Source organism: Streptococcus sp. HMSC073D05, assembly GCF_001812015.1.
In the GTDB taxonomy this organism is placed as follows: domain Bacteria; phylum Bacillota; class Bacilli; order Lactobacillales; family Streptococcaceae; genus Streptococcus; species Streptococcus parasanguinis_D.
The window spans coordinates 399,545-414,408 of sequence record NZ_KV807489.1 but is presented as its reverse complement, the minus strand read 5'-3'; the positions used below and the strand labels follow the sequence as shown (position 1 = coordinate 414,408).

The following is a 14,864-nucleotide window of genomic DNA, read 5'->3' as shown; positions in this document are numbered from 1 at the left end:
TCCTCTACAGATTTATACGGTTGTGATTTATTGAAGGTTGATCCTCTACAGATTTATACGGTTATGATTTATTGAAGGTTGGAGACTTTTGTCCAACCTTTTTTCTCATTCTTCTTGGCCCATCCTTAGTGAAATGGAATAAAAGTTTAAAATGTCCGAGTTGTAATCCTTGACATTACATTATGATCGTGTATAATAGCTATTGTAACAAAAATTCTTACAACAGAAAGAGGAAACAACTATGAAAAACATTTTATTTATTGTCGGATCCCTTCGTCAAGGATCTTTTAACCACCAAATGGCTAAGAAAGCAGAAAGCCTTCTTGAAGGAAAAGCAACAGTGACTTACTTGGACTACAAAGACATCCCAATGATGAACCAAGATTTGGAAACGCCAACCTTACCAGCAGTGCAAGCAGCGCGTGATGCAGTCCTTGCTGCGGATGTCATCTGGATCTTCTCGCCAGTCTATAACTTTGCGATTCCAGGTATAGTGAAAAACCTGATCGACTGGCTTAGCCGTGCCCTTGACCTGTCAGAAACTCGTGGTCCATCTGCCCTTCAAGACAAGATCGTAACGGTTTCTTCAGTTGCCAATGCTGGACACGAACCAATGTTTGCGGCATACCAAGCGCTTTTGCCATTCGTTCGAACTCAAGTAGTTGGAGAGTTCACTGGAACAACCGTAAACCCAGAAGCCTGGGGAACAGGTGAATTAATCTTGACGGACGAAGCAGTGGAAGGACTGAAAAAACAAGCACAAGATCTATTAGAAGCATAAGAAAAAGCTGAGACAGAAGTCTCAGCTTTTTAGATACTAAAGAGTTGCCCGAAGAAGTAGGTCACACCCATGGTGAGAAGTCCAATGATGAGGTTGCGAAGCATGGCTTGCTTGGTTGGTGCTTTTCCCAGTTTCGCACTGGTATAGCCAGTGAAGATTAAGGATAGTCCAACAACGAAGACCGTCACCGGAATGCGATAGGCAGTTGGAAAGAGAATGATCGAGAGCATTGGAGGAAGGGAACCAACAGAAAAAGCAAGGAAGCTAGATGCAGCAGCATGCCAAGGATTGGTAAACTCCTCGTATTCGATACCATATTTCTCTTCGACCAGGGCTTTGAGGGGATATTTCAGAAAGGCCCGTTCTGTCAAAATCTTTGCGGAAGTTTCGCATTCTCCATTTTGAAGATAAGCGTGGTAGAGAGAGTCTCTTGCTAACTTTGGATCACGATCCAACAAGGCTTGTTCGCGGTTCACAGCAGCTTCTTCCGTGTCTTTTTGTGTGGAAACAGAGACATACTCACCGCCCGCCATCGAAAAGGCACCTGCCAGAATCGCCGATAAGCCAGATAGGAAAATGATCCAGATGTTTGGTGTAGCACTGGCTACCCCAATCACCACCCCAGCAATAGAAATAATCCCATCATTGGCCCCGAGAACAGCGGCTCTCAAGATATTCAATCGATCGCTAAATGATTCATCTACTCCATGTTTCATTTCAGTCATACAATGTCTCCTTTATCTTATTTAGAATGATTATAAATAAAATACAAAAAGAAAGCAAGGATTTTAACTCAAATGATAAAAGTTCGACAATTTAATGAAATTTAAGTTATAATCTTTGGCATTGCAAGCAAAAAAGAAAGAATAGGGCATACGCCTATTCTAGCAAGGTTTATTTAGCGGAAGTGACTTTACCTTTGAGGATACTGATGGCATTGTCACACGGGTCAGAAAAGGATAACAAAAAAACAGCAAATTGCTGTTTTCTGATGAGAAAAATTAATTCGTATCTTGTTCTTTCCCAACAACCCAAAATAAGAGAAGGAGTTGGAAGATGCCCAAGGCAAATAAGACCATAAAACCGTTGCGACTTCCTTTAGCAGTGGCTTGGGTGAAGTCCATCTTTTGATTGGCTTGGCTCATGGCAACGATCAGTGAAGCCAGGGTTGTTCCGACAGCGCCTGCAAATTGTTGCAGAGTGTTAAAGATCGCGTTCGCATCGGGTTGCTCTTCCAGAGAAAGTTGTTTTTGTCCGTTGGTCATGATATTGCCAAAGGCCAGTCCCATACCGGTCATGAAGATCATGTAAAAGATGAGAATCAAGCCATTTGTCAGCTTCAGGGCAAAAAGGGTGAAGTGGAAATGGGCTAGAAGGATTAAAGCAGCTCCAAGGAGAATCGGTTTGCGAGCGCCCAACTTATCTAGAATGAGACCAGAGAAGGGAGCAAAACCTGCTCCAATGATGGCTCCTGGAAGCAACATCAAGGCTGCAAGCGTGGTGCTCGAGTGGTTGACCAATTGGACATAATTGGGCAAGAGGAAACTCATGGCCAGAGAACCTAATTGGAAGGTGAAAAAGGCAAGAACATGGCCAGTGAGGAGATGGTTCTTTAAGATGGCAAGGTTGATAATGGGAGTCTCTAACTGATTGGACCGCCAGACTAAGAGAACCAGTCCCAAAAAACCAATCACCAGCCAACCAAGGACAGAAAAACTAAAGAAAGCATGATCAGAAAGACCGTGAATCCCTAAAATCAAGCCTAAAAATGAAGCAATAATGGCAAGAAGGCTCATGATATCAAGCGTTTCCCGCTTGACTGTACTGATTTGCTCAATGGAGCGAAGCCCTGCAACTAGCGAAGCTAGAAGGATCGGGAATTGAACCAAAAAGATGGACCGCCAGCCAAAGTTGGCCGTCAAGAGACCACCGACAGTAGGCCCAATGGCTGGAGCGATAGCTGTAATCAGAGTCCCCACTCCCATCATGAGACCGATCTTGCGTTTTGGGACCTGCTCTAAAATGATATTAAACATCAGAGGAAGGGCAAAACCAACCCCCATTCCTTGGACCAATCGACCCAAAACCACAAAGCCAAAACTTGGAGCTAGGAAGTCAATGAGAACACCTAAAACAGATAGGAGATTTCCAACTAAAAAGGTGGACTTCATTTTAAAAGAGCGCTTGAGGTAGGCAGATAAGGGGACTACACAGGCAACGACTAGAAGATAGATGGTGGTGACCCACTGGACGGTTGCGGTATTGATCTCAAATTCCTTCATCAATATTGGGAAGGTGATATTCATGGCAGTTTCTCCAGCCACCCCGCAAAAGGAAAGGATCCCTGTTGCAAAAATAGCATACAGGACCTTGGCTGAAATTTTTTCTTGTGACATCGGTGTCTGATTCCTCCTAAATCTTCCTATAGACATGGACTATGGTATAAAAATCATGGTAACGATCTGATTTTCCGTCAGGTAGCATAGTGGGACCGATGCTAACCTGATCCATCGTTTTGTTAGCTAACAAATAGTATAGAGGAAATGAAGACCCCTGTCAAAGAGTTTTTGAAAAGTTTTGAAAATATTAACAGCATTCTCAAAAGACGATGCTTCTCCAAACGAAAGGAAAGGCTCGCCAGTATGATATAATAAGAAGAAAGCAGTAAACGTGAATAAGTCAATCAACTCGAACAGGAGGCCCCATGACCAAGTATTTAGTCCAGAAGTTTTTCTGGTTACGAGAAAAAAGTTTGATTCAAATTTCCCAGAAAACCCTGGTTTCCTTATTTCCTTTTTTCCTATTTTCTGGAATCATTCGGGTGATCGCTCTATCGGTCTTCTCCGATCGAGGCTATATCCATCAGCTCTTTTCGATGGATAGCTGGTTGCCATGGGATCAGGCCATTAGTCAAGTCCTCATTAATTTTTCTAATTTTTTAGGAGGTCTAGCTGGGCCGTTAGTGACCTACTTCGCTGGAAAATATACAGCTGGGCACTATGGTAGAAGTACAGGGACAGCAGGTGTCACCGCTCTTTTGGTCAGCTTGATTGTAGGGTCCCAGGAATTGTTGGTGAGACCACTCAATGATGGGCAACTGACGCATATCAACTTACCTGCGACGACCAATATCGTCTTAGCGATTTTTTTAGGCTATCTAATCGGGCAAATCTTTCGTCTATCCAAGGCTAGTGACGACCAGATTGTGGACAAGGATTTCATCTATCAGCCCAAGACTGTGCGTCCCATTTTCTTGTCCTTAGTTCTAGGGGTCAGCCTCAATCTTCTTTTGGTTCTTGGAAATCAATTTAATATTTTTCAGACTATCCGACAGTTCTTGGCTTCTCTCACGGTAAGCAGTCATCATCTCTTGTCCACCTTTGTCATGGGACTATTTAGTGGGCTATCTGCTTGGTTTGGTAATAGTCAAGCCTTTGCCTTGAACTCAATTGCGGATGATAACTTTGCTTTGGAAAATCTCACCTACGCTGTGACCCATCATTCAACGACAGGCATTCCTCATCTCTATACCTTGACCAATTTGTACCGCAGTTTTGGTCTGGTAGGTGGAATTGGTGCAGTTCTAGCCTTATTGGTAGCGATCCTGCTGGTTTCACGAAGTCAAAAGGACAAGAAAGTCAGCCTCCTCAGTCTGTTTCCAAGTCTCTTTAACAATGGGGCTTCTTTCATGGTAGGAATACCGGTCCTTCTCAACCTCCTATATGTGATTCCCTTCTTATTGATCCCTTTGGTGAATATGGGAATAGCAGCTGTAGCTTTGTGCTTCAAGCTGATGCCAGCAGCCGTCTATCCGGTGCCAGATGGGACTCCTAGCCTTCTCTATGCTTTTATTGGAACCGGAGGAAGTCTGAGAGCCTTAGCTGTAAGTATATTTTGTTTTGCCGTCGATGTGCTCCTTTATCTACCATTTGTCCGCATGGGAAATCGTATCCGAAAAGATTTAAAAGTGAAAGGAGAAAGCGATGAAGCCATCTAAAAAAACAGCAATCGTCCTTACTTTGGTCAGTCTTTTCTTGATCGCTTTAGCCATTCCTTCTTATAGCTGGACTCGGACCAATGTTTCAAGAATCGAGAAATTTTATAATTCAAAATTGTCTCCCATCATCATGATCCCGGGAAGCTCAGCGACAGAGAACCGCTTTGATGGCTTGGTGACCAAGCTCAACCAAGACCGCCAAGGAACCAAACACAGCCTGCTCAAGGTCAAAGTTTGGAATGATGGGCATATCACCTATAGTGGAAGTATTGATGCCAAGGACAATGAGCCAGTAATTGTGGTTGGTTTTGAAAACAACAAAGATGGCTATAGCAACATTAAAAAGCAAGCCAAACTATTTAATCAGGCCTTTGAAGCCCTTCAAGAAAAATATAATTTTAATAATTTTAAGGGCTTGGGTCATTCCAACGGTGGCTTGATTTATACAGCCTTTATTGAAAATTATCTAGGGGATTATGATGTGGATCTCAAGACCCTTATGACCATCGGAACTCCCTACAATTTCACGGAGACCAATATCAAAAATAAATCTGAGATGTTGGCCGATTTTATCAAGGGAAAAGAAGCTATCCCGACAACCCTTCATATGTATTCAGTAGCAGGGACCATTACCTATGATTCAGATGAGTTGGTCCCAGATGCCAGTGTTTCTGCTGGGAAATATATCTACCAAAACCAAGCAGCGAGCTATACGGAGATTACCGTAACGGGCGAAGATGCCCAGCACTCGGACCTTCCGACGAATGATGAGGTCGTTGCACTAGTCAAACAGCATATTGAAAGTCAAACGGATCGTCGAACCAAACCGAATAAAATAAACTAAGTGTGAAGAAGGGATTCCTTCCTCACCTTTTTTTTAGTATAATAAAGTTTAGTATGAAAATAAGGGAGACTATAGGAAATAAGATGAAAAGAAGATATTGGATGCAATTGGGCTTAGTGGCTTCAAGTATGGTCTTACTGACAGGATGTTACCAGAGATATCAGCGCCAGTCCAGTCCCAAAAAAGAGGCTACAACGAGCCAGACTTCAGCAAAAAAACAAGCGAAAAAAGCAGATAACAAACAATTATACCAGTCTGTTTTTTCAGACTACCAAAAGATTTTTGCCACTTCAAAAGATTTAGATGCTATTTCCAAATTGAATGATGCATTAGCCAAAGAAGATCGGATGATCAATAGCTGGGTGATCGAGACCGTGATCAATCAGCCAGATGCCGTTCGCTATGCCTTTAAGGACTTAAATAACGATGGGGTAGATGAAATGATCGTCACCAATCAGCAGACCGATGGAAGCTACTTTGTGACGGGAGTCTACTATCTCAAGAACCAAAAACCGACTCTACTAGCTGAAGGTTTCGTCGCTGGACACGGTGGAGCGCGCAATGCGACGACCCTCTATAAGGGAGGAGAAGTCTTAGAAGTCAGCTGGATGTCAGGAACTGGCCGTGGGGTAGCTGTGCTCTCACGGATTGAAAAGGCGCCTCAAGCCGCGACCAAAGTCCAGGAAGAAGAAGTCCAAGTACCGGGGTCAGATCTGAATGCCCTCTTTGGGAAATCGGATGAGGATAAACTGGATCTCAAGGCTTTTGACTGGCACACTTTTGACAGCGCACCATCAGCGGGAAATAGCCAAAGCCAGGAAAAAACGCCTTGGAATGCAGAAAAATCAGCAAAATTAGCAGAATTTATGAAGACCTGGGGCGAAAAGATGGGCCAACCCAACTATCAAAAAGGCATCGCTGGCGGTGATGTAGGACCAGACAACCTCTATACTCTAGGGGAAAATAGTAAGATGGATGCCATTTATACAGATACTGGTCAAGGAAATGCAAAATACCGCATCGTGGAACGCTATAGCAATTGGGACAAGTATCCAGATGTGCATAGTTATTTCTTTGCCATTACAGATACAGGAGAAGGCATTGTCTTTCATTCTCCAACGACCAATGGTGGAAAAATGTATCTAAAACCAACGGATAACAAGGAACTTCAAGAAGAATTTACGCAGTTGCTTCATCAATAAAAAGAAGAATAAACCAGAAAAGGACTGTTTTTCTGGTTTTGTTTATTCAAATAATGAATAAAAATACAATAAAAGAAATAATTTTTAGGATATAAAATATGTTAAAAATTAGTGATAATTAGCGGTATATATTCATTTAAAAACAGAGAATGTTTGACAATTAAAGGAAAATCATTTAAAATATATTCATTCTTTATTTATAGGAGAAAAAATATGAAAAAACTTCTTACAGCCGGTGTGGCTCTTTTGTCTGTTGCAACATTAGCAGCATGTTCTGGTAAAACTGCTTCAGAATCATCAAGCAAAGATGCAAAAGCTTCTTCTAGCAAAGTAGAAAAATCATCTACTTCAGAAAGCAAATCAAGCAGTTCATCAAAATCATCTAAATCAGCAACCTCTTCTGTTGATGTTCCAGAAATTGTCTTGTTAACTGATGAAGAAATCGACAACGCCAAAACACTTGGTGATATGAAAACCATTTATGGAAAAATGATTGACAACTACACAAAATATGTCAAAGAGATTGGTGACAAGATCCCAGCATCTGGTAAAGATGCCTATAATAAGCAAGTAGATCCTGCGATCCAATCTATGGAGACTGCAAGAAAAACATTTAACGATACACTTTCAGCTGCAGGTTCTGATGATACAGTTGTTCCTGAACAAGCTCGTAGTCAATTCGCACAACAATTGAAAAATGCTCGCGATATTGCCCAAAAAGCTCTTGAAGGTGCTTATCAATCAATTGCACCATTGCTCTCTTCATCAGCCGAATAATTTATCAATGAAAATAGGGTAGGACCTCAAGTTCTAGCCTATTTTTGTTTTCTTACAAAAATGTAAGAAATAAAGGGGAAAATGTAAGGTTATGTTATGGTGAAAGCGTTTCAGTTTTAGTACAATAGATTTGTAAAAAACGATTGAAGCTTTTTTCGAGCTAGAAAGGAACGGACCATGACCCTACTAGACGTTCAACATATCAAAAAGATCTACAAAACCCGCTTTCAAGGAACGCAGGTTGAAGCCTTAAAGGATATCCATTTTACCGTTGAAAATGGCGAATATGTCGCCATCATGGGGGAATCAGGATCCGGGAAATCAACTCTCCTCAATATCCTGGCTATGCTGGACCAGCCAACCGAAGGACGGGTCTACCTAAATAGAATAGATACCTCGACCATCAAAAACAAGGATGCGTCCAGTTTCCGTCGGGAAAAACTAGGCTTCGTCTTTCAAGATTTCAACCTGCTCGACACCTTGTCTGTCAAGGACAATATCCTTCTCCCTCTGGTGCTTTCTCGCAGACCAGTCAAGGAAATGATGAGCAAGGTAGATAGCGTGAGTCGGGAGTTGGGCATTCACCAGCTCTTAGAAAAATACCCTTACGAAATCTCTGGTGGGCAAAAACAACGGGTGGCTGTAGCACGGGCCATTATTACTTCACCAGAAATTCTCCTGGCGGATGAGCCAACAGGGGCGTTGGATTCCAAGTCTTCGGCTGCTTTGCTGGACGTTTTTGAAGATATCAATACCATGGGCCAAACCATTCTCATGGTGACCCACTCAACCGCAGCAGCAGCGCGTGCCAAGCGCGTGCTCTTTATCAAGGACGGGATTCTTTACAATCAGATTTTCCGCGGAGAAAAAACGGAGCGTCAGATGTTCCAAGAAATCTCGGATACCCTGACGGTCATGGCGGGGAAGGAGGATCGTGATGTTTAAATTAACAAGTAAATTAGCTCTTTCCAACCTCAAACAAAATCGCAAGCTCTATTATCCCTTTGCCTTGGCTGTTATTTTAACGACCATGATCCTTTATAGTTTTATCGCCCTGTCATTGACCCCTCATTTAGAGGATTCTTACGGAGGGGGATCGGCGAGAACTGTTCTTGGTTTTGGCAGTTTCGTCGTCCAGCTGGTCGTCATCATTTTGGTGGCTTATGCCAATGGCTACGTCATGAAAAATCGATCCAAAGAACTGGGCTTGTACAGTGTTCTGGGAATGGAGAAGAAGCATCTCCTCATCATGACCTTATGGGAATTGCTCTTCTTCTATGTTCTCACAGTTGGAGTAGGACTGGGTTTGGGACTCTTGTTTGATCGCTTGATTTTCGCCGTGCTTCTAAAATGTATGGGTTTACCAGTCGTCATTCAATCAACCTTCCAGATAGAGGCTGTTCTTAACACTTTACTTGGGTTAGCCTTAGCTTTTGGCCTCATTCTCTTGTTGAATTCTTTCCGCCTCTTGCGCTACAGTTCCCTCCACCTTATGCAGCAAAAGAAAGCAGGAGAGAAGAAGGGACGCTTCTTGCTGGTTCAAACTCTGTTAGGACTAGGGCTCTTAGGAATTGCTTTTTATATGGCGCTAACCGTTGAGCGGCCAGTTGCGGCTGTCCAAGGATTCTTTATTGCTGTCATCTTGGTCATTCTAGCGACTTATCTCTTATTCAACGCAGGCTCTATTACCTTCTTAAGATTTCTCAAAGGTCGGAAATCCTATTATTACAAGCCAGAGAATTTTATATCTGTCTCCAACTTAATAGCTCGGATGCGAAAAAATGCAGCGGGCCTCGCGACCATTAGTATTCTTTCCACCATGGTCTTGGTCACCTTAACCGGGTCGCTCAATATCTTTATTGGAGGGCAGAATTACCTAGATACTGTTTACCCTTCTGATTACATGATTAGTGTGGGGCATATGCCTTCAGATGCTGAGATAGAACCGGTTATCGAGGATGTTCAAGCTCAAATTAAGAAAACAGCTGACGCGACACATCTGTCAGATTATCAGGTGGCACAGACAACATACTGGTCAGCTGAAATTCGAAGGATAGATGGAAAGGTGTTAGAGGTGAATGACCAGTCCACTCCATCAACTGGTCAGGAGTTGAAGTCAAAAGGAACAGTCTACTTTTTTGATCAGGCGACTTATGAGCAACTGACCGGGCAAAAAGTTGAGCTTGGGGAAAATGAAATCTTGGCTTATGGGTATCAGTATCCTGGAAGATTAGACTCGCAGTTTGAAATCAATGGGAAGACCTTCACGATTAAACAAAAATTAAACTCCAATTTTATCCAAGGAAAACTCCCTCAATCCGACCTGTTTCAACACCAAATGGGCTTGTACCTGGTCCTCCCTGACTTGAACCAACTGGGACTAAAAGTTGATAAAAATTTGGAATTCTCTATTAGTTCCAAAAATAAAGATAACCAAGATTTTATTTCTGGCTTGATCAAAGAGCTGTATTCGACAGACAAAATCAGTCAATATGATGCGACTTATTTTGGTGGATTTGATCGATACAGTATAGAGAAAGATTGGCGTGAAACAGCAGGGACTCTCCTCTTTATTGGGATTTTCCTATCGGTCATCTTTCTATTAGCTACAGTACTCGTCATTTACTACAAACAGATTTCAGAGGGCTATGAGGACCGGGAAAATTTTGTGATCTTGCAACAAGTAGGATTGGACCAAAAACAAACGACCACCACGATTCGCAAACAGATACTCACCGTCTTTTTCCTTCCATTATTCTTCTCCTTCCTCTACCTAGGAGTAGCCTACAAGATGATCGCAAAGATCGTTGCTATCTTAGGAGCAACCAATGCGGGCTTGGTTCTTCAAACAACTCTTTCTATTTGCGCTGTCTTCTTCATCTCCTATGTCCTTGTCTTTCTTCTGACTTCTAGAAGTTATCGGAAGATTGTCGTGAGATAGCATTCGAGTCTATAAAAGATTAGAAATAAGATGAAACATACAACATTTTGTTAGCACAAAAAACACCGGGGATATAATCCCCGGTGTTTTTTATCACGATTATTTCACGTGTTTTGCAAGTTCTTCTTGCGCTTTTTTGTTTGATTCTTCTTTTTCTTTCAACCAATTCTTATAAGCTTTTTCGTAGTCAGCAGTTGTAACTGTCTTATCTTGAACTTTTTGGTATTTGAAGAAGCTTGATTCACCTTTAATACCAATTGCAGAATTTGCTGCTGAGAATGGCGTTACCTTCGTGATAGATGGAACTCCACCCTTAGAGTAGATTGGAAGTACCATTGCGTTTTCAGTCAACCAAGCTTGGGCAGCAGCATATTTTTCATAACGCGCATTGGTATCCAATTTTTCAGCATTAGCAGCATCCAACAATTCTTTGTACTGGTTCAAACCAATTTTTTCGATGAGCGCTTGGTCTTTCTTAGGATCAAGTCCCATACCAGTCAAGGTTGAACCATCTGTTGGGTTTAAGATATCCAAGTAAGTAGATGGATCTTGGAAGTCAGGTCCCCAACCTGTGATATCCATATCAAAGTCTTTTTGATCTGGTGATTGGGCGAAGTAAGTAGCGTTGTCTGCATCGTCTGTAGACAATTTTTGTACATCGATCACGACATTGTCTTTACCAAGAGCTGTTTCAATAGAACTCTTCATAGAGTCTGCTTGTTGGACAAGAGCATTAGAAGATTGGTCTACGACATAGTCGATATGGATTGGGAATTGAACACCTTGTGATTGCAATTCAGCCTTCGCTTTTTCAAGTTCCGCTTTGGCTTTATCCGCATTATGCAAGCTATCTTGAGCATCTGCAAAGCTCACACCTTTCCACTCATCTCCTGTTGCGGCAAGTTTTTCTTCAACGAGCGTACCGAAGTCTTTTCCGTTGGCTTGCACAAATGTTGGTGGAACTAGAAGGGTACGTAGAGTTTTTGATGCTCCGTCTTTCCCGTTAACTTGAGCGCTGTAGGAAGTTCTGTCTAAAGCAAAGTTCAAGGCTTGACGGAAATTCTTGTTTTGAAGAGCTGTCTTAGTACTGTTCTTTTGCTCATCAGACGTCTTCTTCGTATGACCGTAGTTTTGACGGTTAACGTTGAAGTAAGCGTAGTAAACAGTAGAATCTTGAGGTGTATAAACGATGTTATCCTTGAATTTCTTCTCAATTGTGCTGTAAGTTGAGCTTGTTGGGAAGAGACGAGCAGTAGATAGGTTCCCATCTGAGAAGTTACGAGCAAGATAGTCTTGGTCAGATCCATCGAAGTAAGTCAATTTAACCGTATCGATGTGAACATTTTTCTTGTCGTAGTAATCAGGGTTTTTATCCAACTCGATTTGTGATTTTGAAGTGAAGGATTTCAAAATGTATGGACCATTGTAGAGGATACCATTTGGTTTCACGCTACCAAAGTCTTTCCCAGCTGATTCCAAGAATTTTTCATTAACTGGCATCATGGTAGCAGTCGTCAATTTAGAATTCCAGAAAGATTCTGGTTGGTTCAAAGTGTATTGAAGAGTGTGATCATCAACAGCTTTTACCCCAACAGTTGAGAAGTCTTTGGTTTTCCCGTTTACATAGTCATCCAAGCCTTTGACCGAGTTTTGAACCAAGTAAAGAGCATCCGATTTTTTATCTGCTACGTATTTTAGAGATGTCACGAAATCTTGTGCAGTGACGTCAGCGTATTCATTTCCTTCTGAATCATACCACTTCGCGTCTTTTCGAAGCTTGTAGGTATAAGTGAGACCGTCTTTTGAAACGAACCAGTCCTCAGCAAGAGCAGGCACTAAGTTACCGTATTGATCGTTTTCAAACAAACCATCGACCAAGTTGGTTGTAATGTCGCTTGTAGTTGAACGATTTGAAGTCAAATAGTTCAAGGAATCAGGGTCTGTACCATACACGTAGTTGTAGGTAGTCCCTTTTGACGCATTAGAAGATGAGCCACATGCAGCAAGGAAAAGCGTTGAAGCTGCGGCGACACCTGCTAAAAGAGCAAGCTTCGATTTTTTCATATTCGTGTCTCCTTTTGAATAATTTTAATTATTATACTCCAATCAATCTACAAAATAAAGTGTTTTTTGAACTTTTTTTGTATATTTACACACCAGTATACAGTAAAACCCTTGATTTTAAGGGATTTTTAAGGAATAAAAATTTTTTTAAAAAAAATTACTATTATGCTTTACATACTAGTTGAGAAAGAGTATACTGATAGTGAAAAGACTAGTATGTAAAACAAACTAGTGAAAAATGTGAAGAAAGAGGTGAGAAGGATGAAAGAGTCCCAATTATTAAAGGGAGTCTTGGAGGGCTGTGTGCTGGAGATTATTTCTAAAAAGGCCATCTATGGCTATGAATTGATCCAAAGTCTCAAAGAGATGGGATTTGATAAGATTGTCGCTGGGACCATTTATCCCCTGCTTCAAAAATTAGAAAAACAAGGAATTATTCATGGGGAAATGAGGCCGTCTCCAGATGGTCCCGATCGCAAGTATTTTTCACTCAGTGATGCTGGAAGAGAGCGCTTAGAGGAATTTTGGGACCAGTGGCAGGAGCTAGTCACAAAAGTAGAACGTATCAAGAAGGAGGGAGAAGAATGGTAGAAAGTTATACCGAAAAAATGTCAGATGAATTGATTCATCTAAACAAAGAGGATCAAGTCTATGTGAAAAAAATGGTGGCCTATATTGGGGCCAAGTCCTATTTTTATGATGATGAAGCGCTCGGTGAACAACTCTACAATATGGTTTGCGATCTGAAAGTTGCTGAAAAAGAAGGCATTCGGGCGGTGGATTATTTTGGAAAGGATCCACGGGCGATGGTGGATCAAGTTCTTGCAGACTTGCCTAAACGCTCTTTTGGATCTTACGTGGGACTAGTCTTCCTACTTGGAGTGATCTTGGTTGGCATGCGTTATTTAATGGATTTTACCTGGATGACACCACTGAAAATCGAACCTTTAACCTATGTCGTCATTCTCCTCAATTTCTTGATGTTCAGCCAGTTCATCACGTGGCTTTGGTCCAAACAGAGCTATGGTGAAATGAAGTGGTCTTGGGCTATTTTTATCAGTGTGATCAGCCTGATGGTATTTCTGAACATCGTACGACTATTTTCGATCTATTTTGGCCACATTGGGAGTCTCTTCTTATCAGATGGTTGGGCGATTGTTCTCTCTGTCCTAGTACTACTTGGGTTTACGGTCATGGCTTTTAGAAGCAGGAATCGTTTGATGTCGAGTCTACTAGTCCTGGGGCTGACTTTCCTAGTTACAGGATGCTGGATGCGTCTCGTGAATCAGGAAACTGCTCATTTAATAGGCTGGCTACTTCCTCTCATGGGACTAGTCCTGACCCTTATTGTATTTTGTCTCCAAAGAAAGAAGGAAGAAGCATGAAATCAGCAATGTATTTTGAAGAAACGCAGGCCTTGATGCAAACCTTTAGCCAAGAGGACCAAGCTTATTTCCAAGATCTCTGGGATTATTTCAATCTTGCAGGTTTCTTATATGAGGAGAAAGCTTTAAGAGAGCAGGTCTATAATTTAGCGGTAGATTTTTCGCAAGCAGGAGCGGATGGCCTCACAGCAAAGGATTATTTTGGTCTCGATCCAAAGGAAATGGCAGACCAAATCATCGAAAATATGCCCAAAGAATCGACACGGTCTGTTCTAAAATATGGGGCTATCTTTTCAGGTATTGTGATTTTTTATCGCCTCTTAAGTGATTTTGCTTCGCAAGCGGTCCTTGTGCTCAAGCCTCTCGTCTATTTGACCGACATCATTTTGGGGCTCCTAGCTGTTGGGATGATCTTCTATCTCCTTCGTCGCCTCATTTTTGCGGAAGAAAAAGCGAAAAAAGCAATTTATGTAGTATTTGTTCTAGTTCTAGGATTCTATTTTGTTGGTGAAATAGTGGGGGTCCGTTTCTTGCCAGCTCTTGCTTGGTTTGTAGTCCCTAGTCCTTGGGATGCCCTTCTCATGACAGGGTCTAGCGGAGCTCTCATTCTTTGGCAATGGAAAGAAGAGTTTGGACGAGCTTTCATCTTTCCTATCGTCGCCTTTTTAGTGGTTGGATTCTTACATCGCTGGACCTTGGCACAAGGAGTTCATATTCTTGGTATGACAGTTCTTCTGCCCACAGTGATCATCGTTTTTGGGCTAGTTATTTATTATTGGTTTACGATTCGCGCTTTGAAAAAGAATAGGACGGAAAGTGATAAATAGAAAGGAAAGGGGGGCTGGGACAAAAGTCCTAGCCTCTCAATTATTT

General features: G+C 41.9%; 13 protein-coding genes. 10 read left to right on the top strand and 3 right to left on the bottom strand.

Going from position 1 to position 14,864, the window contains the following annotated elements; translation table 11 throughout:
• The first annotated feature begins 241 nt into the window (after positions 1-241).
• The gene (locus HMPREF2832_RS05415; RefSeq protein WP_070505873.1) at positions 242-781 is read left to right on the top strand and encodes an NADPH-dependent FMN reductase; all 540 of its coding nucleotides are present in this window, start codon (positions 242-244) and stop codon (positions 779-781) included.
• A gap of 29 nt (positions 782-810) precedes the next feature.
• On the opposite strand, the gene HMPREF2832_RS05410 is transcribed toward HMPREF2832_RS05415, so the two are convergent.
• Together HMPREF2832_RS05410 and HMPREF2832_RS05405 are read right to left on the bottom strand one after the other, a co-directional pair.
• Positions 811-1,506 carry a VIT1/CCC1 transporter family protein gene (locus tag HMPREF2832_RS05410; protein ID WP_070505872.1) on the bottom strand — a complete coding sequence of 232 codons (696 nt, stop codon included), beginning with the start codon at positions 1,504-1,506 and terminating at the stop codon, positions 811-813.
• A gap of 276 nt (positions 1,507-1,782) precedes the next feature.
• Positions 1,783-3,177, bottom strand: coding sequence for an MFS transporter (locus HMPREF2832_RS05405; RefSeq protein WP_070505870.1), 1,395 nt, complete (start codon positions 3,175-3,177; stop codon positions 1,783-1,785).
• Positions 3,178-3,485: 308 nt separating this feature from the next.
• Between HMPREF2832_RS05405 and HMPREF2832_RS05400 the strand changes: the two genes are divergently transcribed.
• The 6 genes from HMPREF2832_RS05400 to HMPREF2832_RS05375 all read left to right on the top strand — a co-directional run bounded on the left by HMPREF2832_RS05400 (position 3,486) and on the right by HMPREF2832_RS05375 (position 10,542).
• Positions 3,486-4,778, top strand: coding sequence for a PTS transporter subunit EIIC (locus HMPREF2832_RS05400; RefSeq protein ID WP_070505869.1), 1,293 nt, complete (start codon positions 3,486-3,488; stop codon positions 4,776-4,778).
• Complete coding sequence (locus tag HMPREF2832_RS05395) at positions 4,765-5,622, top strand: alpha/beta hydrolase (RefSeq protein WP_070505867.1); 858 nt, start codon at positions 4,765-4,767, stop codon at positions 5,620-5,622. The genes HMPREF2832_RS05400 and HMPREF2832_RS05395 overlap by 14 nt, the downstream gene beginning before the upstream one ends.
• An 83-nt stretch (positions 5,623-5,705) precedes the next feature.
• On the top strand, positions 5,706-6,824 hold the full coding sequence (locus HMPREF2832_RS05390; RefSeq protein ID WP_070505866.1) for a DUF4767 domain-containing protein: 1,119 nt from the start codon (positions 5,706-5,708) through the stop codon (positions 6,822-6,824).
• A gap of 213 nt (positions 6,825-7,037) precedes the next feature.
• A complete protein-coding gene (locus HMPREF2832_RS05385; RefSeq protein ID WP_070505864.1) occupies positions 7,038-7,601 on the top strand; it encodes a hypothetical protein in 564 nt (187 codons plus the stop codon).
• Between the two features lie 177 nt (positions 7,602-7,778).
• Positions 7,779-8,546 carry an ABC transporter ATP-binding protein gene (locus tag HMPREF2832_RS05380; RefSeq protein ID WP_070505862.1) on the top strand — a complete coding sequence of 256 codons (768 nt, stop codon included), beginning with the start codon at positions 7,779-7,781 and terminating at the stop codon, positions 8,544-8,546.
• Positions 8,539-10,542: an FtsX-like permease family protein gene (locus tag HMPREF2832_RS05375; RefSeq protein ID WP_070505860.1), complete on the top strand. Its 2,004-nt coding sequence runs from the start codon at positions 8,539-8,541 to the stop codon at positions 10,540-10,542. The genes HMPREF2832_RS05380 and HMPREF2832_RS05375 overlap by 8 nt, the downstream gene beginning before the upstream one ends.
• 99 nt (positions 10,543-10,641) lie before the next feature.
• Here the strand turns inward: HMPREF2832_RS05375 and HMPREF2832_RS05370 are convergent, their stop codons facing one another.
• A complete protein-coding gene (locus tag HMPREF2832_RS05370) occupies positions 10,642-12,606 on the bottom strand; it encodes a peptide ABC transporter substrate-binding protein (protein ID WP_070505858.1) in 1,965 nt (654 codons plus the stop codon).
• Between the two features lie 261 nt (positions 12,607-12,867).
• On the opposite strand from HMPREF2832_RS05370, the gene HMPREF2832_RS05365 reads away from it, so the two are divergent.
• From HMPREF2832_RS05365 to HMPREF2832_RS05355, 3 genes are read left to right on the top strand one after another with little or no spacing between them, the layout of a single operon-like run.
• On the top strand, positions 12,868-13,197 hold the full coding sequence (locus HMPREF2832_RS05365) for a PadR family transcriptional regulator (protein WP_070505857.1): 330 nt from the start codon (positions 12,868-12,870) through the stop codon (positions 13,195-13,197).
• Complete coding sequence (locus tag HMPREF2832_RS05360; RefSeq protein ID WP_070505855.1) at positions 13,191-13,991, top strand: hypothetical protein; 801 nt, start codon at positions 13,191-13,193, stop codon at positions 13,989-13,991. The genes HMPREF2832_RS05365 and HMPREF2832_RS05360 overlap by 7 nt, the downstream gene beginning before the upstream one ends.
• Positions 13,988-14,818 (top strand): hypothetical protein, encoded by an 831-nt coding sequence (locus tag HMPREF2832_RS05355; protein ID WP_070505853.1) that lies wholly within the window; start codon positions 13,988-13,990, stop codon positions 14,816-14,818. The genes HMPREF2832_RS05360 and HMPREF2832_RS05355 overlap by 4 nt, the downstream gene beginning before the upstream one ends.
• Positions 14,819-14,864: the final 46 nt, after the last annotated feature.